Source organism: Viridibacillus sp. d25.2 (assembly GCF_055456015.2).
In genome coordinates this window covers 124,996-148,855 of sequence record NZ_CM196652.1, presented here as the reverse complement: position 1 = coordinate 148,855, position 23,860 = coordinate 124,996, and the positions used below count along the sequence as shown (strand labels likewise).

The 23,860-nt window shown below is 34.0% G+C and carries 21 protein-coding genes, 1 pseudogene and 1 riboswitch; of the genes and pseudogenes, 19 read left to right on the top strand and 3 right to left on the bottom strand.

The annotated features are described in order from the left end of the window. Nucleotides 1–211: 211 nt before the first annotated feature. From ACZLO7_RS00775 to ACZLO7_RS00765, 3 genes are all read left to right on the top strand, one after another. The gene (locus ACZLO7_RS00775; RefSeq protein WP_464939743.1) at nucleotides 212–1,660 is read left to right on the top strand and encodes a DEAD/DEAH box helicase; all 1,449 of its coding nucleotides are present in this window, start codon (nucleotides 212–214) and stop codon (nucleotides 1,658–1,660) included. Between the two features lie 263 nt (nucleotides 1,661–1,923). Then, entirely contained in the window at nucleotides 1,924–2,262 is a 339-nt protein-coding gene (locus ACZLO7_RS00770) for a hypothetical protein (protein WP_464939744.1), read from the top strand. 65 nt (nucleotides 2,263–2,327) lie between these two features. Further along, a complete protein-coding gene (locus ACZLO7_RS00765) occupies nucleotides 2,328–3,269 on the top strand; it encodes an IS30 family transposase (RefSeq protein ID WP_511261353.1) in 942 nt (313 codons plus the stop codon). A gap of 471 nt (nucleotides 3,270–3,740) precedes the next feature. On the opposite strand, the gene ACZLO7_RS00760 is transcribed toward ACZLO7_RS00765, so the two are convergent. Further along, entirely contained in the window at nucleotides 3,741–3,914 is a 174-nt protein-coding gene (locus ACZLO7_RS00760) for a hypothetical protein (RefSeq protein WP_464940875.1), read from the bottom strand. Nucleotides 3,915–4,291: 377 nt separating this feature from the next. Between ACZLO7_RS00760 and ACZLO7_RS00755 the strand changes: the two genes are divergently transcribed. The 10 genes and pseudogenes from ACZLO7_RS00755 to ACZLO7_RS00710 form a co-directional block, all read left to right on the top strand. Further along, nucleotides 4,292–5,281, top strand: coding sequence for an ABC transporter substrate-binding protein (locus tag ACZLO7_RS00755; protein ID WP_464940876.1), 990 nt, complete (start codon nucleotides 4,292–4,294; stop codon nucleotides 5,279–5,281). Between the two features lie 27 nt (nucleotides 5,282–5,308). Continuing rightward, nucleotides 5,309–6,295 (top strand): FecCD family ABC transporter permease, encoded by a 987-nt coding sequence (locus ACZLO7_RS00750; RefSeq protein ID WP_464940877.1) that lies wholly within the window; start codon nucleotides 5,309–5,311, stop codon nucleotides 6,293–6,295. Between the two features lies 1 nt (nucleotide 6,296). Beyond that, complete coding sequence (locus ACZLO7_RS00745) at nucleotides 6,297–7,088, top strand: ABC transporter ATP-binding protein (RefSeq protein WP_464940878.1); 792 nt, start codon at nucleotides 6,297–6,299, stop codon at nucleotides 7,086–7,088. A gap of 14 nt (nucleotides 7,089–7,102) precedes the next feature. Continuing rightward, the gene (locus ACZLO7_RS00740) at nucleotides 7,103–7,603 is read left to right on the top strand and encodes a HugZ family pyridoxamine 5'-phosphate oxidase (protein ID WP_464940879.1); all 501 of its coding nucleotides are present in this window, start codon (nucleotides 7,103–7,105) and stop codon (nucleotides 7,601–7,603) included. A gap of 421 nt (nucleotides 7,604–8,024) precedes the next feature. Further along, nucleotides 8,025–9,773 carry an ABC transporter ATP-binding protein gene (locus tag ACZLO7_RS00735; RefSeq protein WP_464940880.1) on the top strand — a complete coding sequence of 583 codons (1,749 nt, stop codon included), beginning with the start codon at nucleotides 8,025–8,027 and terminating at the stop codon, nucleotides 9,771–9,773. Nucleotides 9,774–9,793: 20 nt separating this feature from the next. Further along, nucleotides 9,794–10,471: a response regulator transcription factor gene (locus ACZLO7_RS00730; protein ID WP_464940881.1), complete on the top strand. Its 678-nt coding sequence runs from the start codon at nucleotides 9,794–9,796 to the stop codon at nucleotides 10,469–10,471. After that, nucleotides 10,468–11,541 (top strand): sensor histidine kinase, encoded by a 1,074-nt coding sequence (locus ACZLO7_RS00725; RefSeq protein ID WP_464940882.1) that lies wholly within the window; start codon nucleotides 10,468–10,470, stop codon nucleotides 11,539–11,541. The genes ACZLO7_RS00730 and ACZLO7_RS00725 overlap by 4 nt, the downstream gene beginning before the upstream one ends. Nucleotides 11,542–11,924: 383 nt before the next feature. After that, nucleotides 11,925–13,304, top strand: coding sequence for a DUF1254 domain-containing protein (locus tag ACZLO7_RS00720; RefSeq protein ID WP_464940883.1), 1,380 nt, complete (start codon nucleotides 11,925–11,927; stop codon nucleotides 13,302–13,304). A 735-nt stretch (nucleotides 13,305–14,039) separates the two neighbouring features. Next, nucleotides 14,040–14,921, top strand: a complete 882-nt coding sequence (locus ACZLO7_RS00715) for a phosphotransferase (protein WP_464940884.1) — start codon at nucleotides 14,040–14,042, stop codon at nucleotides 14,919–14,921. A gap of 8 nt (nucleotides 14,922–14,929) precedes the next feature. After that, a pseudogene (locus tag ACZLO7_RS00710) lies at nucleotides 14,930–15,169 on the top strand (methylated-DNA--[protein]-cysteine S-methyltransferase); the annotation flags it as partial. 83 nt (nucleotides 15,170–15,252) lie between these two features. Here ACZLO7_RS00710 and ACZLO7_RS00705 read toward each other — a convergent pair. Continuing rightward, nucleotides 15,253–16,443, bottom strand: a complete 1,191-nt coding sequence (locus ACZLO7_RS00705) for a coenzyme F420-0:L-glutamate ligase (RefSeq protein WP_464940885.1) — start codon at nucleotides 16,441–16,443, stop codon at nucleotides 15,253–15,255. 125 nt (nucleotides 16,444–16,568) lie between these two features. Here ACZLO7_RS00705 and ACZLO7_RS00700 point away from each other — a divergent pair, with 125 nt between their 5' ends. Continuing rightward, nucleotides 16,569–17,459 (top strand): LysR family transcriptional regulator, encoded by an 891-nt coding sequence (locus tag ACZLO7_RS00700; protein WP_464940886.1) that lies wholly within the window; start codon nucleotides 16,569–16,571, stop codon nucleotides 17,457–17,459. 53 nt (nucleotides 17,460–17,512) lie between these two features. Here ACZLO7_RS00700 and guaC read toward each other — a convergent pair whose 3' ends face one another. Beyond that, nucleotides 17,513–18,496, bottom strand: coding sequence for a GMP reductase (gene guaC / locus ACZLO7_RS00695; protein ID WP_464940887.1), 984 nt, complete (start codon nucleotides 18,494–18,496; stop codon nucleotides 17,513–17,515). A gap of 493 nt (nucleotides 18,497–18,989) precedes the next feature. On the opposite strand from guaC, the gene ACZLO7_RS00690 reads away from it, so the two are divergent. The 5 genes from ACZLO7_RS00690 to ACZLO7_RS00670 all read left to right on the top strand — a co-directional run bounded on the left by ACZLO7_RS00690 (nucleotide 18,990) and on the right by ACZLO7_RS00670 (nucleotide 23,826). Then, the gene (locus ACZLO7_RS00690; protein ID WP_427752874.1) at nucleotides 18,990–19,181 is read left to right on the top strand and encodes a hypothetical protein; all 192 of its coding nucleotides are present in this window, start codon (nucleotides 18,990–18,992) and stop codon (nucleotides 19,179–19,181) included. A 336-nt stretch (nucleotides 19,182–19,517) separates the two neighbouring features. Beyond that, nucleotides 19,518–20,966: a hypothetical protein gene (locus ACZLO7_RS00685; protein ID WP_464940888.1), complete on the top strand. Its 1,449-nt coding sequence runs from the start codon at nucleotides 19,518–19,520 to the stop codon at nucleotides 20,964–20,966. 119 nt (nucleotides 20,967–21,085) lie between these two features. Further along, nucleotides 21,086–21,267: riboswitch (Lysine riboswitch) on the top strand. A 136-nt stretch (nucleotides 21,268–21,403) separates the two neighbouring features. Then, nucleotides 21,404–22,258 carry a transporter substrate-binding domain-containing protein gene (locus tag ACZLO7_RS00680; protein ID WP_464940889.1) on the top strand — a complete coding sequence of 285 codons (855 nt, stop codon included), beginning with the start codon at nucleotides 21,404–21,406 and terminating at the stop codon, nucleotides 22,256–22,258. 63 nt (nucleotides 22,259–22,321) lie between these two features. Continuing rightward, on the top strand, nucleotides 22,322–23,065 hold the full coding sequence (locus tag ACZLO7_RS00675) for an amino acid ABC transporter permease (RefSeq protein WP_464940890.1): 744 nt from the start codon (nucleotides 22,322–22,324) through the stop codon (nucleotides 23,063–23,065). Nucleotides 23,066–23,088: 23 nt separating this feature from the next. Next, the gene (locus tag ACZLO7_RS00670; protein ID WP_464940891.1) at nucleotides 23,089–23,826 is read left to right on the top strand and encodes an amino acid ABC transporter ATP-binding protein; all 738 of its coding nucleotides are present in this window, start codon (nucleotides 23,089–23,091) and stop codon (nucleotides 23,824–23,826) included. Nucleotides 23,827–23,860 lie beyond the last annotated feature (34 nt).

Here is a 23,860-nt window from a genome sequence, read left to right as displayed (position 1 = left end):
GAAAAAATAATATAATGTCATTCCATTCTATGAAAAGAAGCAATAATTAATGAGAAACCATTTTTAAGTACATCATTAAAAGACATTTGGTCATATTATTAGTAGCAGAAATGCATTTGCAGGTGGAATTTCGAGTATAATGGAAGTTTGTATAAGATAATCATCTATTAGGAAATATTAATAGTAAATAATTTAAAAATGAGGCTTAGTTATGAGTGGAAAAAGTTTTAAAGATTATAAATTAAGTAATGAAATCGTAAATGCGCTAAATAGCTTAGAATACAAAAACCCAACAGAAGTTCAAAGTAAAGTTATACCGCTTGTATTGGAGAATAAGGATCTTGTTGTAAAATCTCAAACAGGTAGTGGAAAAACGGCTTCTTACGGGATTCCAATTTGTGAATTAGTTGATTGGAAAGAGAATAAACCACAAGCTCTAATCTTAACACCAACGAGAGAACTTGCTGTTCAAGTAAAAGAGGATTTCACAAATTTAGGTAGATATAAACGAATTAAAGCAACGGCTGTTTATGGTAAACAACCTTTTGCCATCCAAAAGACAGAATTAAAGCAAAAAACACATGTAGTAGTTGGGACTCCGGGCCGTGTCATGGATCATATTGAAAAAGGCACTCTAGCATTAGATCAGATTCGTTATCTTGTTATAGACGAAGCTGATGAAATGTTGAATATGGGGTTCATTGAACAAGTGGAGGCCATTATTAAAGAATTGCCTCGAAAACGAGTGACGATGTTATTTTCGGCTACTTTGCCAGAGGCTGTTAAAAACTTAGCTCTTAACTATATGAAAAAACCTACTGATATTGAAATTAAGGCTACTGGACTTACAACTGATAAAATTGACCATGCTTTAGTCGTGGTGGAGGAAAATAATAAACTTTCTGCTATTCAAGATTTAACGATTGTTGAAAATCCAGATAGTTGTATTATTTTTTGCCGAACAAAAGACAGAGTAGATACTTTGTGCGAACAATTAGCCGATTCAGGCTATAGCTGCGATAAAATTCACGGTGGCATGGTACAAGATATTCGTCTCGAAGTGATGAGTGATTTTAAGCGAGGAGATTTCCGTTATTTAATAGCGACAGATGTAGCTGCTAGAGGAATTGATATTGATAATATTACACATGTCATTAATTACGATCTTCCTTTAGAAAAAGAAAGTTATGTCCATCGTACCGGAAGAACTGGAAGAGCGGGACAGAAAGGGAAAGCAATTACGTTAGTAACACCATTTGAAGACAAGTTTTTAAGTGAAATTGAAGAATATATTGGTTTTAAAATCCCGAAAATGGAAGTCCCATTAAAAGAAGAAGTTTTAAATAAGAAATCGGATTTTGAGGCAAAAATGAATATTGAACCAACATTGAAAAAGGCGAAAAGCGAAAAATTAAACAAGCAAATCATGAAATTATATTTTAATGGTGGTAAGAAAAAGAAACTAAGAGCAGTAGATTTTGTTGGGACGATTGCGAAAATTGACGGTGTTACAGTAGAGGATATTGGCATCATTACAATTTTAGATGCATTTTCTTATGTTGAAATATTGAATGATAAAGGTCCAATTGTGTTGAAAAACATGAAGAATACGACTATAAAAGGTAAGTTGTTAAAAGTCTACGAAGCAAATAAGAAGTAAACTTTAATGTAGGTAACAACCGAATGATAAAGTTAAATCTGAAACTTAAAGATAATGGAGTTAGTAGTAATTAAACTCCATTTTAGATACTTCACAAAAAACCGTACCTTAAACAGGTACGGTTTTTCTTTGGCCTTATAGTGGTTCCGCAACTATTTGTGGTAATGCTTTAGGAATCCAATAAGCACAACCTATTGGACGGAAAATTATTTTAGTATATGATATATAGACATGGAATTATCTGTTAAGGAGAAGATATTTAAGTGGAATTGTATATTCAGTCTTATATAAATGTTTTGAAAAGAAATTTCTTTTTACTTTTAATAATAGTTACATTATTATTTTTTACTTTTGGAATTTGGGTTGGAATTCCTTTTTTTGTTTTGTCGATTTGGATTTTTGATTTTACTTCGAGTGGTCTTTTGTCTCATTTTGGTATGATATTTTCTATAGGATGTCTTTTTTCAATATATTTCGTTCCAATAAATTTAAAAGTAGCTAAAAATATATTTGATGTAACTGGTAGAAGTTTAATTTCCTCCTTTTTGAAAATTGAAATTAGTTTTATTGTAGATTATCATATTAAGTCGAACGAAAGATAAATAAAAAATAGCTCAATCGGGTACACATTAGTTAACGCCAATCAACTAATAAAGGAGTGCTCCCGATGAGCTATACACACATTTTACCATGGGAACGTGTTTTAATCGAAGAATATAGACTGGTTAATAAATCTATTTCCTATATCGCAAAACAACTAAAAAGAAGCAAAAGCACGATTAAATACGAATTGGACCGTGTCTGCCCTTACAATGCACTTCAAGCGCAAATGGATTATGAAAATAAGCGTGAAAACTGTGGTTGTAAGCCCATGGTTGATTTAGATGATATCAAGTATATTCTTGTCCATTTAAAGAAAGGCTGGTCGCCTGAAATGATTGTTGGACGATATGAAAAAGAACACAAAAAACCATTCGCTATAAGCGTTTCAAGTATTTACCGATACGCAGCAGCAGGACTATTCCAATTGTCTCAAAAGCTCCTCATCCGTAAAGGAAAGAAACTGAAAAACAACCAAGAAGAAACACGTGGAAAAATGCCACAGTTGAAAAAAATTCATGCACGACAGGCTCCACGAAGCGAAATAGGACACTGGGAAGTAGACACAATAATTGGTAAAGGTCACAAAAGCCAGATTCTCACACTTACAGAACGTATGAGCAGATTTACAATCGTTCAAAAATTAGCATCTAAAACTGCCTACGAAACAGCTAAAGAAATTATATCTCTTCTGAAAAACCTCCCCAAAAAACTAGTGAAATCAATAACAGCCGATAGGGGAAAGGAATTTCACATGTGGATCGAAATTGAAAAAGGACTGGAAATCCCATTCTACTTTTCAGATCCTGGCGTCCCAGGTCAACGTGGAACTAATGAAAATACAAATGGTCGAATCCGACGCACATATCCAAAAGGAACCGACTTTAACAAGTTAACTCGAAATGAAATCATGACGTTTCTTTTGAATTTCAATCAAGTACCTAGAAAAGTTCTTAATTTCAATACGCCTTTTGAGATATTCATGAGTTATCTGCCATGTTCGACTTGAATTGACAATTTACATATTATAATAATTTTTTTGATATTTGAATCGATATTTTTGGTTATTATATCGTTAAATTAATTTTATGAAATGTTTTTCAGATTAACTATTTTTTTTAAAACAAACGACAATATATATTTGTGATATATATACAAAATAGTTTGTAGGAGTTGTTTTTTGAAAAAATACATACGATGTTTTGTTTAGCTTTAGGAATAACTTTGTTTACTAATCCAGTTTCCTCTTTAGCTGCTGAAGATACTAAAATTGTTAGTATGTTAAAAACGAGGATATTGTTTAGAGATAATAAAGTTATTAAATCTTGCCGTAAAAAATCAAAGGGAGATACTACTTGTGAATGTAGTATCTCCTTAAAAGTTCTTTTAAAATATGCGAATCTAATATAAATTTAGCGAATCAAACGAATAATATAATTGTTTAATTCGAATTCGCACATTTAAGTTAAGTCCCCAAATTTTAATTAGCCTTTTTTAGCAACTGTTGCTTATGTAAATAAATCGCACAAGGCAATAAAATAACTACATAACCTAAACTTCTCCATTCAATAGAATTTTCTGTTATTAATGAGTAAAGAAATGCAAATCCTGCAATTATTGATAATAAATAAAAAATACTAATTAGTTTTTTCATCTCACACCTCCTCTTTTTGCACTCTAGTAGAGCAAAATCCCTATTTTTATTCTACCTTAATTAGGAATAAATGCCATGTTTTTTAGGTATTTGATTTCATATTTAAAAAACTTTATTTGGAGTTGAGGAAAGTACAAATTCTATAGAATTAAAGTGGAATTTAAAAGCATATATTTCCCAAAAACCGCACTCTAAGTAGTGCGGTTTTTTTAATCTCCTTAAATTCTAAATATTTGAATGATTTCTATATTAATTAGGTTTACAGTATGCTTTCGAAAGTATTTGAAAAAGTAGTTGTAAACATTTTCGTTGTCTGATATATTTCTAATTGATAATGATAATTATTTTCAATTAAAATAGATGGGGGATTTTTTATAATGAAGAAAAGTTTATATGGAGCTGCATTCTTATCTGCTCTACTTGTATTAGGTGGATGTGCAGAGGATAAAGAAGAACCAGAAACGACTAAAGAAAAAATTGTAGCTAATCAAGATAGTGATGCTGCAAAATCTAAAAGTGATATCAAAGTATCTAGTGAACATATAGCAAAAGTAGAGAAATTAGTAAAACAATTTCCAGCAGAACAACCGACATCAATTGTCACAACATCTGTTTCGATTTTAGAAATGATGAATATTTTGGATGTAAAACCAGTTGGAATACCAACTTCAACACACAAATTACCAGAAGGATTCGATAAGATTGAGCAAATCGGTTCTCCTATTGAGCCAGATGTAGAGAAAGTTGTAAGCCTTAAACCTGACATCTTAATTGGACCGGAATCGATAAAAGACAGTTTAGAAAAGAAGATAAAAAATAGTAAAGTAGCAACTGCATATATTCCAACAGATTCTTATGAAGATCTAAAAATTTCTTTTGAAATAATGGGGAAAGTTTTACATAAGGAAGATGCAGCAAAAACGTATCTTTCACAATTAGAGGAGAAAGAAACAGCAGTATTAGAAGATGTGAAGGGTAAAGACTCATCTAAAGTAATGGTGTTATTTGGTTCAGGAGAGTCATTTATGCTAATGAGCGAAAAAACATATGTTGGTAGTTTAGTGAAAAAGTTAGGTGCTACAAATATTGTTAATGAGGCTTTGAAATCAACGGAAGCATACGTACCGATGAATATGGAAGATGTCGTAGCCTCGAATCCAGATGCAATACTTCTTGTTTCACACGGTGATCCAACAGCTGCGTTAGAACAGTTTAAAGCAGAAGTGAAGAAGAATGGCGCTTGGGAAAAGTTACAAGCCTTTAAAGAAGATCGTGTCCAAGCCCTTGACTATGGAGTATTTGGTTATGCTTCAATTGAAAAAGCAACAGAAGGATTAGAGCAGTTAAACGAAATTTTATATAAGTAATATGACTAAGGATGAGGGTTGGACGTAATGAAAGTAAAATCGAAGGGGAAACTTAGCATAGGTATAACAGCCGCTCTACTAATCATTTTCATGATTCTGTCGATTGGTATTGGGAGTGTGCAACTGTCACCTATGGAAACGATAAGAACAATATTCGGTTCTGGTGAAACTTTATCGGAAACAATCGTCTGGGATTTACGAATACCTAGAGTCATTATTGCTATAATAGTGGGCATAAATTTAGCTATATCTGGTGCATTACTGCAGTCGGTAATGAGAAATCCTCTTGCAGATCCAGGTTTAACAGGGGTATCAAGTGGTGCTGCAGTTACAGTATTATTTATCTTGCTAATATTCCCTGAATTTGGGGAGTGGATTCCTCTTGCAGCAGTAGTAGGCGGATTAATAGCAGTTACGCTCGTTTATGCATTAGCGTGGAAGAAGAATGGTATTTCGCCTGTTCGGATAATTTTATCAGGAGTAGCAGTGAATGCAGTATTTGGTGGGATAACAGGGTTACTATCGATTCTTTATAGTGATCGCCTCCCTTCTGCTTTACAGTGGATGAATGGTAGTTTATCGGCAAAGGGAATGGGAGATGTAAGTATCCTTTTTCCATATTCCATAATTGGTTGGATTGCCGCATTATTTTGTATTCGTTCAGCAAACATTTTAAGCTTAGGGGAAAATGTAGCTGTAAACTTAGGTGAAAATACAAATCGAATCCGAATTGTTCTGTCCTTAGTAGCGGTGTATTTGGCGGCTGTTTCAGTGTCAATTGTAGGGATGTTAGGCTTTGTAGGACTTATTGTGCCACATATGTCGAGATTAATAGTCGGGTCAAATTACCGTCTTCTAATGCCTATGAGTATGGTTTTGGGGGCTGTTGTTCTGCTAGTAGCAGATACAATTGGTAGGTCTCTATTTTCACCTTTAGATATTCCAGCAGGTATAGTCATGGCAATGGTAGGCGGACCTTACTTTTTATATTTAATGAGAGCAGGTGACATTTAAGATGCTAAGAGCTCAATCATTAGATATTAGCTATGATCAGAAAAAAGTATTAGATAATTTTGAGATAAACGTAGAAAAAGGTGAAATCGTTTCGATTATAGGCCCGAATGGTTCTGGGAAATCTACAGCTTTAAAAGCCATGTCTAGATTAATTCCAGTACAAAAAGAGAAAGTTTTTTTAGATGGTAGAGACTTGCAGTCGTTAGCAACAAAGTCAATCTCACAAATGATGAGTGTTTTATTTCAATCGAATGAGCCACCTTCAGATATTACAGTTGAAGAACTAGTGAAATATGGGCGTATACCTCACAAGAAATGGTATGAACGTACAAATGATGAAGACCTAAAGATAGTGGAGTGGGCCATTGAAAAAACAGGGTTAACACCTTTAAAAGACCGATTGGTAGCCTCACTTTCAGGTGGAGAAGGGCAGAGGGCATGGATTGCCATGTCATTAGCGCAACGACCAAAAGTTTTGATGCTCGATGAGCCAACTACTTACTTAGATATTGCGCATCAACTTCAGTTATTAGAACTAATTCATACCGTGAACCGTGAATTAGGTATGACGGTTGTAATGGTACTACACGATCTAAATCAGGCAAGTATTTATAGTGATAAAATATGCGTTATTTCCAAGGGGATAGTCATAAAATACGGTACACCAGAGGAAGTTATGACCCCAGAAATGATTCGCAACGTTTACGGAGTTGAATGCGAAATTGATTCACATTTTCAGCATAGGAAACCACGTATAAACTTATTAGGAATTTCACGAGTGAACGCACAATAATAGGGGGAAAACAAATGGTAAAACAAATCGATATCACTAAAAAGAAGGAACAATATTTACAGTTTATAAATAAGTGTAAGACAGTTGTCATCAGTAGCAAGGATGACAATGGTGATCCATTCACTAGTTATGCACCGTATGTTCAGCATGATGGGAAGATTTACATTTATATAAGCATAATTACAGACCATTATAAATTTATTGAAGCAAATAATTTGATAAGTATTATGATGATTACAGATGAGCAAGATTCTCCTAACTTATTTGCACGTGAACGAGTTCGTTTTCAATGTGTGGCAGAGAATGTTGGAAATGATGGATATGAAGAAATTTTTGCTAAGTTCGAAAAGAACCACGGCGCACCAATGATGGGCGTTTTACGAGGGTTGGATCTGTCTTTATTTGAACTTACGCCAAAAGAAGGGCGCTATGTAATTGGCTTCGGTCAAGCGTTTGATATCGATTTATTAGGAGGGAAATTTGAACATGTAGTTGTAGAAAAAAAGGATAAATAAGCTTTATTTTAATGAAGTGATTCTCTACTACTGAGCTTAAAATAATTTAACAATCTTCGATATATGCGTAGTTATTAAATGGTATGAAATATGAATCTGATAAATATGAAGAGAAGAAATATCATCCACCTGTGATGAGGTTTCTTCTCTTTTTCTTATTTGTGAAGATGAGGGACATTTTCTTTTCACTAGTTTTATAGCGAATATTTCACTTTAGCCTCTCTTGAACTCAGTAAATTATATTAATCTTCACGTAGATACTAAAAGAGCTTAGCTATAGTAAGATAAAGAAGGAGTTCATCTCCATAAATTCCCTATACCTACTTTCATTTCACATTCAGTTCATAAAGAAATGCTAAAGTAGTTATTATAAGAGTGCAGAAACGTTTTTATGGGGAAAAATAAGGAGGAATTATTAATAATGAATGAAGAGATAAAAGAAAATAAATTAAATGGTTGGCGACAGTTTGTTCAGTTAATAAAGCAAACTGAACCGCCTAAACTTTTATTAATCATTGCACTTTGTATGAGTTTTGCTACGACAGGGGTAGGTTTTGTCGTTCCGCTGTTCACAAAAAAATTAGTGGACGGTTTTTCATTAGATTCACTTAACTATTGGCAAATTATTTTGTTAGTCATTGCTTTTATTGCCCAGGCAATAGCGAGCGGGCTTTCTATTTATCTGTTAAACCGAGTTGGTCATCACGTGGTAGCAAAATTGAGAGATCGTTTGTGGAGAAAATTACTCCACTTACCAATTCCTTATTATGATAAAAATGATACAGGAGAGACATTGAGTCGTGTAACGAATGATACTGCAGTTGTGAAGGAACTCATTACAGAACATCTTGCTAACTGTTTATCTGGAATTATTGCGATAATCGGTTCTGTTACGATTTTGCTATTCTTAGATTGGAAAATGACTTTAGTAATGCTTGTTGCTGTTCCGATTGCTATGCTGATTTTAATGTTGTTAGGGAAGAAAATGTATGTAATTTCAAAAGGAATGCAAGATGAAACGGCAAAATTTACTGCTGTGTTAAATCAAGTATTACCAGAATCACGTTTAGTGAAAGCTTCAAATGCAGAGAACATAGAATATGAGCGTGGAAAAAAAGGTATTACAAATCTCTTCAATTTTGGTTTAAAAGAAGCCAAAATACATGCACTTATCTCACCTTTAATTTCTTTCATTCTTATGATTGTATTAGTCGCAATTATTGGATATGGAGGAGTACGTGTCTCTTCTGGAGAACTAACAGCTGGAGACATGGTTGCTTTTATTTTATATTTAATTCAAATTATTATCCCAATGACTCAATTAACGATGTTCTTTACACAATTGCAAAAAGCAATGGGAGCAACGGAACGCATTAGTACAGTACTTGAACATGACGAGGAAGATATACACATAGGTAAACAGTTAGAGCTAGTAACAGAACCTATTCATGTGAATCATGTGGATTTTGCATATGAAAATGAATCGATTTTATCTAATATTAATTTTACAATTGAACCAGGTAAAGTAACGGCAATTGTTGGACCGAGTGGCGGAGGAAAGACCACTACATTCTCTCTCTTAGAGCGATATTATCAACCTACAAAAGGAAGTATTACACTAGGAGATACACCTATTGATACATTCTCCTTACATTCTTGGAGAAGTCAAATTGGGTACGTTGCTCAAGAAAGCGCACTTATATCCGGTACAATACGCGATAACATTTGTTATGGAATAGATAAAGAGGTTACAGATACAGAACTTGAAAGAGTCGCTAAAATGGCATATGCTGATCAATTTATTCAAGCACTTCCAGATAAGTTTAATACTGAAGTAGGGGAACGTGGAATCAAGCTTTCAGGAGGACAACGACAACGTATCGCAATTGCTAGAGCACTATTACGCGATCCTCAAATTTTAATGCTTGATGAAGCAACTTCTAGCCTTGATAGTAAATCTGAGATTTATGTTCAAAAAGCATTAGATAATTTGATGAATGGCAGAACGACATTAGTTATTGCTCACCGTCTTTCTACTGTTGTCGATGCTGACAATATACTATTTATTGAGAAGGGACATATTACGGGGAGTGGGACGCATAATACGTTATTCCAATCACATGAGATGTACAGAGAATTTGCCAAACAACAATTACGTATTCAAGAGTAAGTATGAAGGGATTTGTTGTCATGACAAGATTATTAGTTGTGGATGATGATGAACATATTAGAGAGTTAGTAAGCGTATTTTTACAAAATGAGGGTATGAGTATACTGGAAGCGGTGGACGGTGTTGATGCACTGTCCAAGCTAGAGTCAGGAAAAGTTGATATGGTAATTATGGATATTATGATGCCGAATATGGATGGATGGGAGTTATGCCAAGAAATACGAAAGCTAAATAGCGATTTGCCAATCCTTATGTTGACTGCAAAAGGGGAAACTGCACAAAAAGTAAAAGGATTTAACCTAGGTACAGATGATTATCTTGTAAAACCATTTGAGCCTGCAGAATTAATCGTTCGTGTTAAATCTATTCTAAAGCGTTACCGTATTTCTTTATCCCAAACAGTAGAAGTCGGTAATGTTAAGATGAATCGAGAAACCTATGAACTAATGTATAGAGGAGAAAATATTACTCTTCGATTAAAAGAATTTGAATTATTATTTACATTAGCTAGTTACCCAGGGAAGACATTCTCACGTGAACAGTTAATAGAAGAAATATGGGGATATGACTATGAGGGTGATGATCGTACGGTAGATGTCCATATTAAAAGACTTCGAGAGCGATTCCCTGAAGACAAAAGTGCATTCACAATACGGACTATCCGGGGGCTCGGTTATCGATTGGAGTTAGGGGCATGAAGAAATGGATAATTGCGTTAAAAATATTGAGTATGTTTATACTTTTTCTCTTAACTAATACGCTCTTTGCGTTTATTTCGTATCATGTGACATCTCTGATATATGATTGGCTTGGCAAGCATCCTCAAGGGTTTTGGCAACAGTTTTATACTGTAATAGGTGTCTTTATCCTTTTTGCATGTACTGTTGCTATTTTCTTTCTATTTGGATTGAAAAGGCAGCGTAGTTATTGGGATACGATAGTTGATGCTATAGGACGAATTGCGAAAGGGGATTTTAGCGTCAAATTAGACTTGAAATCAGACGATGACGAAGATCACTTTGGACAGCTCATTAGTGGGATAAATCATATGGCAATTGAATTAGGAGAAATGGAGAAAATGCGCCAAGAGTTTATATCTAACGTTTCGCATGAAATTCAATCTCCATTAACCTCGATTAATGGTTTTGCAAAAGCTTTGAAAAACATTGATTTGCCAGATGAAAAACGACAACATTATTTAGAAATTATTGAGATGGAAAGCCAGCGATTATCGAAAATCAGTGATAATTTATTAAAGTTAACGTCTTTAGAATCACAACATCACCCATTTGAGCCGAAGCAGTATCGATTAGATAAACAATTACGCAATGTTGTTTTATCCTGTGAACCAAGATGGTTAATTAAAAATATTGAAATGGATATCGAGTTGGAAAATATTACAGTAGTTGCTGATGAAGATTTGATGAATCAGGTGTGGATGAATTTGATTAGTAACAGTATTAAGTTTACTCCAGATGGAGGAATGATCTGTATTCGTTCATCTAATCAAAATGATACCGTGACTATTTCCATTACTGATAATGGAATAGGGATGAGAGAAGAAGATCAGAAACATATTTTTGAACGTTTTTTTAAAGCAGATAAATCGAGAGCAGTATCAAACGGGGGCAGTGGTTTAGGGCTTTCTATCGTGCAAAAGATTATAGACATGCATGATGGCAGAATCTCGGTGCAAAGCCAACTAGGTGAACAGACTACATTTTTTGTGACGTTGCCTTTAGAGCAAGATGAACCTGTTAATAAATAGCTGTGAGGCATATATTAAACAGCCATTGATTAATACTAAAGAAGACTTCTAGAGTTTGCTAGAGGTCTTTTCTACTTTCTAAAATATATCAGGTGAATATTTGATTAAGTAATAGATAACGTAAAGCCAGCTAAAACACCCATGTATAACAGCCCACCCTATGGAGTGATACGCAGTATAAGAAATAATCATAGATAGGCAAGTTCCATAACTAATACCTTTCCTTATAACATGAGTTTGAAAAGAATACTTTTTAGTATTATTTGATTTCAATACGAACTTATCTCCCTTTTAATTATTCTATAATGGCCTGTTTCTCTAAGTTTTTCTTTGCATAAACTGTATAGGCTTCTATCAAGAATAATTTATGTAGGAGGAATCGAATGTATACACCGCAATTTAATGATATGTGGATAGATCCGTTAGGGGGGGATAAAGAGCAGATAGTTAATTCGGAAAAGATTATTAACGACTTTGCAATGGATGCATATGTGTATGGATTCCCTCTCATCCTTATGGAATTAACGAAGAGGAAGGGAGTCGTTAGTTTAGCGCAGAAGAATAGATTTTATCATCAAAAGGTATTATCTACACCTCGATTTACTGAGGTGGTTAGACCTAATGTAGATACGCTCTATTCTTCTGCATGGCTTGATTTGAGAGATGGCCCATTTATATTGCAAGTTCCGAATACTGATAATAGATATTATCTCTTACCAATGCTAGATGCTTATTCAAATGTCTTTGCTTCTATCGGTGCACGTACGACAGGGACAACTGAACAGCAATTTGCCATTGTTGGACCAAATTGGCGGGGAAAACTCCCTTCAAACATTTCAATTATTAATGCTCCTACAAATACAGTTTGGATTACAGGAAGAACTCAAACGAATGGACCACAAGATTATCAAGCGGTGCATGCTATTCAAGAAAAATATTCTTTAAAAAGGATTTATGAATTAAATTATAACTATGCAAGCTCATCTTCAAGTAATCAAATCATTATTAATAAAGAGCCACCTAAAGAACTAATCACGACAATGGATGCACCTGCATTTTTTCAATTAATGATGAAACTTATGTATCAGAATCCACCTTATCCTGCTATTCAATCCTATGAAATGACTGCAAAGCTTTGTACATTAGGTCTAATACCGAATGAGAATTTTAATTTCTATACACTACATCCAGCAGTTCAATGGGCATTAATAAATGCTGTACACAACGGCCCGATTTATATTCAATCTGTTAGTCAACGAATCTTGAATAATAATAATAGCGGGTGGAGTACGCTACTAAATGATATCGGTAATTATGGAACAAATTATCAGCAAAGGGCAGCGGTTGCACTTACTTTATTCGGAGCAAATGTTCCGCAGGATAGCATTTACGCGTACAGTTTTGGTGATAACTATAATGTCTCTTTAGATGGTCAGTCTAATTATAGAATTCGTTTTGATGTCGGGCATTTGCCTCCAGTAAATGCATTTTGGTCTATAACACTTTATAATTCTGCTGGTTTACTGGTGGAGAATCATTTAAACCGTTATGCCATTAGTCCACATCTTGGTTCTCTAGAATATAACGTGGATGGTTCATTAGATTTATTTATTCAACCTGTTTCTCCTGGACAAGAAAGTGAGAGTAACTGGTTACCAGCACCCCTTGAACCATTTAATCTCTTACTTAGAATGTATTGGCCGAAAAGGAGTGCACTAAATGGCCAATGGCGCCCACCAACTGTAACACGTATCCAAAAATAAAAGGGGGGTGATTAACCCCCCTTTACTCAAAGGAATTTCTTTTAAAAATAAAGCAATAATAACAGCCACAGCAGCCATAATGACCCATACCTCCAAGTTTAGCAATGATACTTGGCATCACAATGCCGATGATTGTTTGATTTATTGCAGCAAAAAACAATGAAGTAGAATAGCTATCATAATGGTAATCTTCTTTTAATGGTTAGATGTGTCATTCGCTTTTCACCTCTTTCTTTGTAGCAATATTCATTAACACATGCTCATAAATACTTATTAAATGATTGATATCATCATTGGGCTCTAGTCATTACCATTTATCTCTACTTAATAGATACTTGTCGTTGAAATTCCACGTAGAGTTCTTCAAATTCGGTTAGATTATTTAAATTAGCTATGATTGCATCCTCTTATTTTTATTCAAAAGGAAAAAATGGATTCATCATTTAAATTGTTAACCTCTTATAATATCTTACAAGCCCTATTTTTACCTATTTTTAACAAAAATCCCCCTAATTTTTTCAATATTTTAAATCGCACAAATTGCACATTAATATAAGTCTTTTATACGGTTTAAAATACCTTTTTTAAATAATATTTCATTTTTTAGTAAAAATTTTAACTAAAAAAGGTTTTTGTTTGTTTTATAACTTTTAGAAAAAAACTATAAAGGAGAACGTAGAGTTGTTATAGAAAAATACATTAGTAAAGTATGTATTTTGAAAGTAGGGAGATTTTATGGATTTACAATTTTTATTTAAAGATCCAATTAAAGATACGCTGGAATTAAGCCCTGGTTATGAAGATCACGCTAGTGATGTATGGTTGGTTAAAACAGATAATCAAGAAGTGGTTGTACGATCTTCTAAAATGGAAGGTAATCCTAATAATGAATTTTGGTGGGGATGTAAAAGGTTATTTGGAATTGACCCAAGGCGAGCTTATGAATTAGAACATGTAAATAATACATTGAGTAACCTTACTTCAATACCAATACCAAAAGTAATAGATAAGGGGAGGATCCTAACAAAAGAATTCGTTGTTGTAGAAAAATTAAAAGGACAAGTAGTCGAGTCATTTATTGATCTGCCATCTTCAGTTTTGCAAAGTTTTGGAGAAGGTTTGGCTAAAATTCATCAATATAAAGAAAATTTCGTAGGTAATCCATCAAGGAGCTATCAAGTAAGTTTAGAAGAATTTAATCAACATATGAAAGATGCTGTAATTGACTTAGTATCCCGATTTCATTTTAAAGAGGAACGAATAAAGTGTATGCTCCCTGAAATAAATAATTTAATCAATGGATTACCTGTACCTGAATACTCTACGTTTGTGCTAGTTGATATGGATCCAACCCAGTTTTTATCGGACGGTAGGGAGATCACTGGTCTTGTGGATACGGAAGCATATGTGATAGCTCCTAGAGAGTTAGATTTTATTGCATTAGAATATGTGCTAGATGAAAAATCAGTCCAAGATTTTAAAAAGGGTTATGAAAGGGTAATGGAAATACCCGACTTAACAAAATATAGAGTGCCTTATCGATATTTATACCGATTATTAGCCGTTCAAGGTAGCGTTGATATAGAAGTTTGGTTAGGACATAAAGCGTTATTTTAATTATCGGCTGGAACGCATTAACAAGTATTTCTTATGGAAAACAGCGTCTTATAAGGATATTGCTGTCTCAATAGAAATTGAAAAAGCCATTAGAGCAGTAGGAAATGCAAATGGAAAAAATAAATTAAGATTGTTATTCCTTGTCATTGAATTATTGAATCAAACGGAAAATTAACAGGTTGTGCAGGGGTTTGTGGAGAAAGGAATGGCTATTGAAACTTAAAAAACTACCAATAGAGGAAATGTGACATGAAATATAACTCTTTAAAATAAAAAGAGAGAATAGACAATTTCCTATTCTCTCTTTTTAGATAGAAGTGCTGTTTAAATCTTATTTAGTATAGTTATCAAAGTAACCTTGGATAAAGATCATTGGAGTACCTTTGTCACCACTACCTGATGTTAAATCAGAAAGAGAACCGATTAAGTCAGTAAGTTGACGAGGTGTAGTACCTTGTGCTTCCATTGCTCCTACAAGGTCAGTTCCTTTATTATCAATGTATTCAGAGATAGCTTTTTTAAGTTCTTCTCCTCTTAAATCAGCAAAGTTATTATCAGCTAGATACTTTAATTTGATTTCATTCGGTGTGCCATTAAGACCAGCTGTGTAAGCAGGTGATACAACTGGATCAGCAAGCTCCCATATTTTACCTACAGGATCTTTGAATGCGCCATCACCATAAATCATAACTTCAACATTCTTGCCTGTTTTCTCTTTTAGCGTTTGTTGAATTTTATCTACAACAGGTTGGCAATTACGTGGGAAAAGTTTCACACTGTTTTCTGTTGATTTGTTTGAACCTAGTAGACCATAACTTTCGTTGAAGCCACTACCATCAATTGATTCAGCTAAGATGTTATCTAGGCTGTAAATTTTTTCTCCACCGTTAGCTTTTAAAATTCGTTTTGTTCTAAATCTTGTATGGATATCACAAGTTAGCACGCTCTTAGTGTATTCTAAAATTGTTTTTGGATTGTTTGAGAAGATTACTTCACATTCAACGCCATATTCTTCAACTAATGATTTGTAGTAATCGATATAGTCAACACCAGTGAAAGTGTGTTTGTTGTGCCCGAATAATTCGCGGAACTGTTTTTCAGTTAACACGTCTGTCCATGGGTTAACACCTTTTTCATCAAGTATGTCAAGATCAACTAAGTGGTTACCTACTTCATCTGATGGGTAGCTAAGCATTAAGACAACTTTTTTAGCACCTTTTGCAATACCACGAAGACAAATAGCAAAACGGTTACGGCTCAATATAGGGAAAATAACGCCTACAGTGCCATCTCCAAATTTAGCACTAACATCTTTTGCGATGTGATCAATTGAAGCGTAATTACCTTGAGCGCGAGCAACGATTGATTCTGTTACTGTCACGATATCTTTATCTTGAATAGTAAAGCCTTCAACTTCTGAAGCTTTTAATACACTTTCTACAACGATATCTTCGATACTATCACCTTGATTGATAATTGGGCCACGAAGACCTCTTACAACTGTTCCAACTACTCTTTCCAAAATAATCGCTCCTCATTGCTATATTGTTTACTATTGTTTTTTTATTCCCACAACTTGTAATATACCTCTAAATAGTGGTATAAGTAAAATTAATATATCAAATGATAGGTATAAGGTGAGTTTATATGGTAAGCAAATTAGATTTATATAAAGTATTTTGTAAAGTGGGGAAAAGCTCGAGTTTTTCAAAAGCAGCAAATGATCTATATATGACACAACCAGCTGTTAGTCAGGCGATTAAACAATTAGAAAACGAACTTGATATCCGACTATTTAATAGAACACCTAAAGGGGTATCTTTAACGTACGAAGGTAGTCTGTTATTCGAATATGCAAATTCAGCTATCAACTTACTTCATGTTGGAGAAGAAAAGCTTTTAGAATTTAAAGACCTAACAACGGGTGAATTGAAAATAGGTGTAGGTGATACCATCTCGAAGTATTTTTTACTGCCTTATTTAGAAGCTTTTTATAATCAGTACCCCAATATTAAATTCAAAATAATGAATGGTACAACATTGGAGCTTTGTACAGTATTAAAAACAGGAGAGGTCGATATTGCTTTCTGTAACTTTCCCATTGATGATCCTACATTGGAGCTTAAACCCTGTATTGATGTCCAAGATATATTCGTTTGTGGGGAAAAATACAAGAAGACCCTTACGGAGCCACTTAGTTTTGCTTCAATAGTAAATCTGCCACTAATATTACTTGAACAGCAATCTGTCTCTAGGAAATATGTAGATGATTATCTTATGACAAAAGGTGTTAAAATTTCACCAGAATTTGAACTAGGTTCACATGATTTGTTATTAGAGTTTGCTAAAATAAATTTGGGAATAGCTTGCGTAACTAAAGAATTTTCCAAAGAGTATTTAAATAAAGGAATATTATATGAAGTGCCTTTAATAGAAGAGATCCCGAAAAGGAGTATAGGCGTATGCTTTTTAAAAAGTGTACCTCTATCACCAGCTTCAACAAAGTTTGTTGAAATCGTAGAAAATAAACAAAAATAGAGAAATAGAAAAACCGCCAAAAATTTTTGGCGGTTATAATGCGTTATAAGTTCTTAGTACGTTTTATCTCCATTAAAGATAGAGTTTTTAACGACAACATAATCTACTGTACGAATAGCGTCAAGTTTTTTGCCACCTGCATAAGAGATAGATGATTGAAGGTCTTGCTGCATTTCAACAAGTGTATCCTTTAGAGAGCCTTTATGCTCTACATACAGTTTTTTACCTTCGACGTTCTTCTTCTCACCTTTTTGGAATTCAGAAGCTGAACCAAAGTATTCTTTAAGAAGTTTACCGTCTTTCTCAATTGTTTTACCTGGAGATTCTTCGTGTCCAGCAAATAGCGAACCGATCATGACCATTGAAGCACCAAAGCGTACAGATTTAGCGATATCACCATTTGTACGGATTCCACCATCTGCGATAATCGGTTTAGTAGCAGCTTTTGAACACCAGCGCAGAGCAGCTAACTGCCAGCCACCTGTACCAAAGCCAGTTTTAATCTTTGTAATACATACTTTACCTGGTCCAATACCGACCTTGGTAGCATCAGCTCCAGCATTTTCTAATTCCCTAACAGCTTCTGGCGTACCAACGTTACCGGCGATTACAAAGCTAGCAGGTAAGTGTTTCTTTATATGTTGAATCATATTAATTACAGCATTAGAATGACCGTGTGCAATGTCGATTGTGATGAAATCAGGAATTATCTTATCTGCTGCTAATTGTTCAATGAATTCATACTCTTCTTCTTTCACACCGACGCTAATTGAAGCTATCAATCCACGAGCTTGCATATCTTTAGTGAAATCTACACGTTTACTTGGTTCAAAACGATGCATTATATAGAAATACCCATCTTCAGCTAATTGAATGGCTACTTTTTCGTCAATAATTGTTTGCATATTTGCAGGTACTACCGGCAATTTAAATGTATGTTCACCTAAAGTAACAGAGGTATCACATTCAGATCTACTATTTACAATACATTTTGCAGGAACCAATTGAATATCTTCGTAATCAAATACATTCTCCATAAAATACACTCCTAAAACCGAATAATTATTATCTATTAAAATAAAACGTTCGTCTTTTAGTAATTTACATCATTTTCATCTTTATGTCAAAAAATAATAAGCGTTTTCATTCTTTTCTATGAAATATATTTGGAGACAAAGTGTGTAAGGAGGGGAATTCTTATGTACTAATGAAAAAGATATTTATAAGATTAGTATTAGAAAATTTCAAAGAAATATACATTGAAATTCCTAGAATGAAATTGGCAATGAGATAGAACAAGGGATATTTTTTTATTAATAAGAGGATTATTTTGAACTTCACTAATTCATAAGCAGAATAGAAACGTGCAATAAATTATGCCAAACTCACTTTCAATTATTTCAATTGTATCTTCTCTTAGAAATTCATAAGATTTTGCTTTGTTTATGTAAATAGTGGACGTTATAAAGCCTCGCGATTAGTGGTATACTTATTCAATAGATTAAACATCTGAAAGGAGATGAAAATCTTTTGAAATACAGTAAACCACAAATGCAACAATTGATTAATGAAAATAAAGAGTTGCATACAAAATTTAAAGAGTTAAAAAAATCGTTGGACCTTGAGAAAAACTATGCATTGAAAGCTTTATATCATGCAGAAGTTGCTGATGGCGGTAAATATCAACAAGCCTATCAAGAATTAGATGGCCCAAAATACTAAGAATATTATTTAGATATATATTTGATTTTAAATGACTTAAAAACAGATTAAAATGATAATAAAATGTTATTTGGGTGAGAATATATACCCAACGGAAAGTTATTGTGTACAGAATATATTTAATTGTTAAATTAGTTTTAATTGGATAATGACGGGAAAAAAGATCTGCTGAGTGTGGGTCTTTTTTCATTTTTTTTTAGTTTTATTCTTTTAAATTAGAAATATGACGTTATTTGCAGATTATTTTTTTATATAATGTCCTATTTGATAGTAATTCACTGTTTAAGAAGTTAATATTATAGTAACAATAATATATTTCTTGAAAGGGAGCATCGTATGATAGAGATAGAAATGAAATTGAAGAAGTATTTAATTGGACAGCCATCGATTATGATCAATGAAGATGAAACGATGGAAGATAGTATGGAAGTCCTTGATGCACGCAATGATGTCAATTATGGTTATATTGAAGTAACGGATGACAAAGAGCTGACTAATATCAACATTGACTTTGATAAATTAGTAGAAAATAATGGTGTTGAGCTAGAAAGTCTAGAAGAACTTGAGATGGATGAAATTTTACATATTACAGAGTCCTTTATGAAGGATTTCGGTCGTGAAGTAGTACAATTTAGTAATTCCTCTGAGATTGGGGAAGGCGAATATTTAGTAGTTTATGAGGCAACAGATAAAAAACTAAAACTCCCTTTACCTAATTCTGGTGCTGTAATTGAGATTAATTCATATGGTACTATTACAGCGGCAACTATATTCCAAGAGTACTACCAGCTTACATACCCAAAAGTAGAAATAACAGAAGATGAAGCTAGAGAGATTTTATGTAAAGAGACATTAGTGGAATTAGGCATCGAAGAAAATGAAGAACAAGGAGAATTTGAACTAGTCTATCAACCAATTCGAGATTATATAGGCGTTACTGTTGATGGGAAAGTTCAAAAAGCAAGTCAGTTGTTCAGTGAAACAGAACTTGAACAATTTGCTGTTACGCCTGTTCAAGTAACAAAGGCACTACCAAAGTTATTAGGTGCAACAGATCAATATGTATTGCGAGAAGAAGATGGTAATTTATATTGGTATGTTGCGGAAGACCTGGATGCAGATGGTGAAGATGCAGAAGCTGTAATTGAAGTATTACATTTTGATGATGCAGGCGCTAATTATGAATCTAATGTAGTTTGGGATACAGAGGTAAAGACTGTGTTACCTTTTGAGCAATTGAAAGATAACGCAATGCAATTTTTAGAGATTATTTCTGGTGATATACACGATAAATACATGCTTGAAGAGCAATCTGTATTAAATGAAGATACAGAAGAATTTGATGATAATTCAGATGAGGATCTCTTCAATGTGGATGAATATGATGAAGACGAGTATGTTGACGAACATGAGGATGAACCAACAACTATGTTTACTTTTATCCCATATTTCCATGAATACAAATTAGAGAATTATTCTGTCCTAATTGAGGTAGGTATACATACAGGAATTATTCGTTCATGTCTGTATAGTGCTTTAAACATGGAGTCTATTCGAGGGATTAATATTACACCGATAATTTCATTACCAGAAGCGGATGCTATATATAAACAAAATTTGCAGATGAAACTTTCACGTTTTGAAGAGATAGATGAAGATGATGAAATGACAATTTATAGCTTAAATTACTCTATTAACGCTCCTTCTGAAAATGGTGCAATTGATAAGATTAATGCTACAACAGGTGAAGTTACGTACGCTGAATCTAATATTGTTAGAGGCTAAAAAAAATTGTAAGAAAAACGATATTATTCTGATTATTTAATCGAAAGGTTATTGACAGTAAAAGTTCGTTACTGTAGACTGTGTACAACGATAATTGAATACAAACCTCACTTTTTAATTGGTGAGGTAGAGGCGCGATATCTATTAGTCTTTAGTGGAGCTTGAGAAACTATGAAACTATGGAGAAGGAGATGTCGCCGAAGTTTGTAATACACTCGATGTTACTTGCTGGGTCTGCAGTTAATAACTGCAGGACTGTCTCAATGAACGTCCTAGTTCGTTGAGTTGAGCTATCTCATTAAGGGATAAGTAGAGGATTTAGGCTATTGTACAATGCGACCTGAGTTCATCTTAGGACGCGTTTTTTATACGTACAATAGCCTTTTTTAGTATTTAAAAGAAAATTAAGGATATTATTTGAAGGGGGAGAATATAATATGAAAAAAACTTGGGCAATTTTTTCTGTTATGACGCTACTTGCTATTTTACTATTAGCAGGTTGTGGATCTAAAACTACGGATTCAGGTTCGGGTGAATCTACTAAAGGGGAAACGAAAAAAGAAACATTCACAATTGGTATGGAAGCGGGATACCCTCCGTTTAACTGGACACAAAAAGATGATTCAAATGGTGCCGTGAAGATCTCTGGTAACGCAGAATATGCTGGCGGTTATGATGTTGAAATTGCAAAACGTGTGGCAGATTCTTTAGGTAAAGAATTAGTAATCGTCAAAACAGAATGGGACGGTCTAGTACCTTCATTAACTTCAGGTAAAATTGATGCAATAATGGCGGGTATGTCACCAACTAAAAAGCGTAAAGAGACAATTGATTTCACTGATAACTACTATACCTCAAATTATGTAATGGTTGTTAAAAAGGGCAGTAAATACGAGAAAGCTACTTCAATCCAAGATTTTAGTGGTGCCAAAATTACAGGTCAATTAAATACAACACACTACGAGGTAATAGATCAAATTACTGGTGTTAAAAAACAAGCTGCAATGGATAACTTCCCTGCAATGCGTGTAGCACTTGAATCTGGTGTGATTGATGGTTATGTATCTGAGCGTCCAGAGGGTATCAGTGCTTCTTCTGCAAATGACAAATACGTAATGGTTGAATTCACAGATGGCTTTAAAGCGTCCGAAGAAGATACAGCAATTGCTGTAGGTATTGAAAAAGATAGCGAGTTAAAAGATAAAATTAATAAAATTTTAAAAGATATCTCTGAAGAAGAGCGTACAGAAATTATGGATAAAGCGATTAAAAACCAACCAGCTGCAAAATAATGTATGTTTTATGTCGGCTGCATATGTAGCAGTCGGTATTACTGCTTTTGGAGGAGGAACAGTATGAGTATTGATTGGATTATTAGCATCGTAACTGACAACTGGGAAATGTTCCTTCGCGGGGCATGGATGACATTATTCATTGCTATTGTTGGTACGATTTTTGGAGCTATTATTGGGTTATTGATTGGTGTTATTAATACGATTCCAAAGCCTGAACGTGGAGTAAAGAGAATTTTCTTAAGATTAATTAATGCACTTCTTACAATATATGTGGAATTTTTCCGTGGAACGCCAATGATCGTGCAAGCAATGGTGATTTTCTATGGTTCTGCTCTAGCATTTGGTATAGATATGGACCGCACATTTGCTGCGATTTTTATCGTCGCTATTAATACGGGAGCGTATATGGCTGAAATTGTACGTGGGGGTATTATCTCAGTAGACAAGGGGCAATTTGAGGGTGCTCAAGCAATTGGTATGAATCATTGGCAAACAATGGTTCATGTAGTGTTACCACAAGTTTTACGAAATATTTTACCATCAACAGGTAACCAATTTATTATGAATATTAAAGATACAGCGGTATTGAATGTAATTGGAGTAACAGAACTTTACTTCCAAACAAAATCTGTTTCAGGCAATAATTTCCGATACTTTGAATCATTCTTCGTAGCAGGTGTTTTATACTTAGTCATGACATTCACAGTTACGAAAATTTTACGCTATTTTGAAAAACGATTAGATGGTCCACAAAACTATCAAATGATTGATGATTTAGCTCAAGTAGAAGGCAAAAAAGCATGATTGCAAACAAAGGAGATAGACTTATGAAAAATGTAATCGAGATACAACATCTAAGCAAATCCTTTGGCACTCATGAGGTTCTTAAAGACATTGATTTCTCTGTAAACAAGGGGGAAGTTGTCTGTGTCATTGGCTCTTCAGGATCTGGGAAGTCTACGCTACTCCGCTGTATTAACTTATTAGAAAGACCAAGCGGAGGGCAGATTATTTATCATGGCGAGAATATTCTAGATAACAACCATAATATTAATAATTATCGTACAAAGCTTGGTATGGTATTCCAATCATTCAATTTGTTTAATAATCTTAATGTGTTAACAAACTGTATTGTAGGTCAAACGAAGGTTTTAAAACGTTCTAAAAGTGAAGCTGAGCGAGTTGCGATGAAATACTTAAAGGTTGTCGGTTTAAATCGTTATGTAAATGCGAAACCACATCAATTATCGGGTGGTCAAAAGCAACGTGTAGCTATTGCTAGAGCATTATCAATGGAACCCGAGGTCTTACTTTTTGATGAGCCTACTTCCGCACTTGATCCAGAAATGGTAGGAGAAGTCTTAAAAGTAATGAAGGAATTAGCAGGTACAGGTCTTACGATGTTAATAGTGACACATGAAATGGAATTTGCAAGGGAAGTTTCAGACCGTGTCGTTTTCATGGATAAAGGGGTAATAGTGGAAGAAGGTCCACCAGAGCAAATCTTTAACCATCCAAAAAATGAACGTACAAAAGCATTTTTAAAACGTACGTTAAAACAATAGGGGTATTATTAAATAAGAAAGCCGTTTCCTACAT

Bases quoted from the DNA above. Each gene is read 5' to 3' on its own strand.
- ACZLO7_RS00775 (WP_464939743.1), top strand. From the start codon at position 212: ATGAGTGGAAAAAGTTTTAAAGATTATAAATTAAGTAATGAAATCGTA.
- ACZLO7_RS00765 (WP_511261353.1), top strand. From the start codon at position 2,328: ATGAGCTATACACACATTTTACCATGGGAACGTGTTTTAATCGAAGAA.
- ACZLO7_RS00760 (WP_464940875.1), bottom strand. From the start codon at position 3,914: ATGAAAAAACTAATTAGTATTTTTTATTTATTATCAATAATTGCAGGA.
- ACZLO7_RS00755 (WP_464940876.1), top strand. From the start codon at position 4,292: ATGAAGAAAAGTTTATATGGAGCTGCATTCTTATCTGCTCTACTTGTA.
- ACZLO7_RS00750 (WP_464940877.1), top strand. From the start codon at position 5,309: ATGAAAGTAAAATCGAAGGGGAAACTTAGCATAGGTATAACAGCCGCT.
- ACZLO7_RS00745 (WP_464940878.1), top strand. From the start codon at position 6,297: ATGCTAAGAGCTCAATCATTAGATATTAGCTATGATCAGAAAAAAGTA.
- ACZLO7_RS00740 (WP_464940879.1), top strand. From the start codon at position 7,103: ATGGTAAAACAAATCGATATCACTAAAAAGAAGGAACAATATTTACAG.
- ACZLO7_RS00735 (WP_464940880.1), top strand. From the start codon at position 8,025: ATGAATGAAGAGATAAAAGAAAATAAATTAAATGGTTGGCGACAGTTT.
- ACZLO7_RS00730 (WP_464940881.1), top strand. From the start codon at position 9,794: ATGACAAGATTATTAGTTGTGGATGATGATGAACATATTAGAGAGTTA.
- ACZLO7_RS00725 (WP_464940882.1), top strand. From the start codon at position 10,468: ATGAAGAAATGGATAATTGCGTTAAAAATATTGAGTATGTTTATACTT.
- ACZLO7_RS00720 (WP_464940883.1), top strand. From the start codon at position 11,925: ATGTATACACCGCAATTTAATGATATGTGGATAGATCCGTTAGGGGGG.
- ACZLO7_RS00715 (WP_464940884.1), top strand. From the start codon at position 14,040: ATGGATTTACAATTTTTATTTAAAGATCCAATTAAAGATACGCTGGAA.
- ACZLO7_RS00700 (WP_464940886.1), top strand. From the start codon at position 16,569: ATGGTAAGCAAATTAGATTTATATAAAGTATTTTGTAAAGTGGGGAAA.
- guaC (WP_464940887.1), bottom strand. From the start codon at position 18,496: ATGGAGAATGTATTTGATTACGAAGATATTCAATTGGTTCCTGCAAAA.
- ACZLO7_RS00685 (WP_464940888.1), top strand. From the start codon at position 19,518: ATGATAGAGATAGAAATGAAATTGAAGAAGTATTTAATTGGACAGCCA.
- ACZLO7_RS00680 (WP_464940889.1), top strand. From the start codon at position 21,404: ATGAAAAAAACTTGGGCAATTTTTTCTGTTATGACGCTACTTGCTATT.
- ACZLO7_RS00675 (WP_464940890.1), top strand. From the start codon at position 22,322: ATGAGTATTGATTGGATTATTAGCATCGTAACTGACAACTGGGAAATG.
- ACZLO7_RS00670 (WP_464940891.1), top strand. From the start codon at position 23,089: ATGAAAAATGTAATCGAGATACAACATCTAAGCAAATCCTTTGGCACT.